This window comes from Pseudomonas sp., assembly GCF_050739995.1.
Taxonomy (GTDB): domain Bacteria; phylum Pseudomonadota; class Gammaproteobacteria; order Pseudomonadales; family Pseudomonadaceae; genus Aquipseudomonas.
Window position 1 is genome coordinate 1 of sequence record NZ_JBOICG010000061.1, and the last position, 1664, is coordinate 1664.

Consider the following 1664-nt stretch of genomic DNA (forward strand, 5'->3'; position numbering starts at 1 on the left):
CGGCCCGGAAGGCATTGCGTCGCTGATGGTAGACCACCTCCTCAGGCATGCTTCCGGTATAGATGCGGTGACCATCTTTCTCGCTGATGGTCAACGTGCCGTTGCTTTCCCAGGCAACCCGTACACCTTCATGGAAGCCTTCGATACGGAACGGTTCGCCATTTTCGAGATAGCGTTCGCCGTCACGGGGAATCATTTCGTCCAGGGCTAGCGTCTTGCTGTCCCGCTCAACGTCTACCAGATAACTTTGGAAGCGCTGGCTGCGTTCGTGGAAGGTGATGATCAGCGGGTCATGGCTTTCCTGCAGCATCCGCAAAGTGCTGGCGATTTCCAGAGGCGTGGTGAGGACCTTGGGTGGCTGCGGGGCATCTTCCGCATTAAGGGCGTTGAACACGGTTCTTCCATCTCCAGGCAAAATACGACTACACGCAAGAACCGGCATTTTGCCAGTATGTGGCGCGCCTTGGATAGGTCGCGCGGTAAACCAGTGTCAGGCTTGGCTGCGGGTGCTTGGTTTGACCAGGCGTGATGTGGACCCCTGGGCGTTGTAGAGGGCCGGAGGCTCTCCGCCATGGAGGATACGCAGCTGGTTGGCGGTCGTGGCTTGCTGAAGCTGGATCGATTGGCCGTTGAGCAGGTTGGCTTCCTGGCACTGGGCGAGCAATTGATTGAGCGCGCTGCTCTGCGCCAGCAGTTGGTCGCCGACCGAGGAATGGCTGGCCAGTTGGGCAAGTCCGTCGTGATCAGCTGGCAGGCCCAGGCTGAGGAGAATTTCGCTGCGCTTCTTGCCGTGCTGTTCAAGCAGCACAATCAGCGACTGTTTGCGTGCCAGGATCTCTTCCAGCAAGCGCATGTCCCGGCCGTAGAGGGCCAGGGATTCTTCTTTGAGCAGCTCGAGCAAATGTTGCGTCGGCGCCAGATCATCAATGATCAGTTGGAGTAAATGTTCGTCGTGGTGCATGGCTGGCCTTGGGTTTTAAGCGTCCAAAAGCCCTGCGCAGGCCTTTGCCTAGCGCTCGGCTTCGAAGTTAAGCAGCTTGCTGGCTACACGGTTGCTGTCGACTTTATAGCTGCCATCGGCGATAGCCTGTTTCAACTCGGCCACGCGGGCTTTATTGACAACCGGTTGATCACGCAGCGAGTCAGTGACCTTCTGCAACTGTTGAGCCTCATTGCTCAGATGTACCGATTCCCCACTCTGGTTGGCACCGGCCTGTTCTGCCTTGGCGGGCGCAGGCTGGGGCTTGGCTTCTACACTGTCCTTCGCACCGCTGGTGCGCGTAGAGCCGGGCAACGCCGGGGTGTTATTCAAACGACTGAAATCAATGACCATGTTAAAAAACCTCTGGGTATTTGGACGCTTGCCATGTTTTCGGCCATACCCGGACAAACTTTAGGCGCGATTGACAATAAACCTGTACAGGTCCACATCCAACGCACAGTGTAGGAAAAGCTAGCGTTTCACACCAGCGAACTATAACGCTACCTCGACTTGGCCTGGTGCTGTCACTCGCGCCTTGATCACACGGTTGGAATTAAGGTTTTTGACTCTGATCTGTTCGCTCATGCCGCCGTTGGACAGTGCTTCTCCCGGCATCTTCACGCTCAGCGCGCCGCTGCTGGCGGAAATCACCACCTGATCACCTTTGCGGATGACTTCTGCT

The 1664-nt window shown here is 56.9% G+C and carries 4 protein-coding genes; all 4 read right to left on the reverse strand.

Annotated elements, in window-relative coordinates; translation table 11 throughout:
* Positions 1–394: flagellar brake protein (locus ACRESD_RS02260; protein WP_431749441.1), on the reverse strand; the 394-nt coding region annotated here is incomplete at its 3' end.
* 96 nt (positions 395–490) lie between these two features.
* A complete protein-coding gene (locus ACRESD_RS02265) occupies positions 491–961 on the reverse strand; it encodes a flagella synthesis protein FlgN (RefSeq protein ID WP_431749442.1) in 471 nt (156 codons plus the stop codon).
* A gap of 48 nt (positions 962–1009) precedes the next feature.
* On the reverse strand, positions 1010–1333 hold the full coding sequence (gene flgM, locus ACRESD_RS02270; protein WP_431749443.1) for a flagellar biosynthesis anti-sigma factor FlgM: 324 nt from the start codon (positions 1331–1333) through the stop codon (positions 1010–1012).
* A gap of 141 nt (positions 1334–1474) precedes the next feature.
* The coding region (gene flgA, locus ACRESD_RS02275; RefSeq protein WP_431749444.1) for a flagellar basal body P-ring formation chaperone FlgA at positions 1475–1664 on the reverse strand (190 nt) is incomplete at its 5' end.

What these genes read in the sequence shown, in the direction of transcription:
- flgM (WP_431749443.1), bottom strand. Translation starts at nt 1,333, where the DNA reads ATGGTCATTGATTTCAGTCGTTTGAATAACACCCCGGCGTTGCCCGGC.
- ACRESD_RS02265 (WP_431749442.1), bottom strand. Translation starts at nt 961, where the DNA reads ATGCACCACGACGAACATTTACTCCAACTGATCATTGATGATCTGGCG.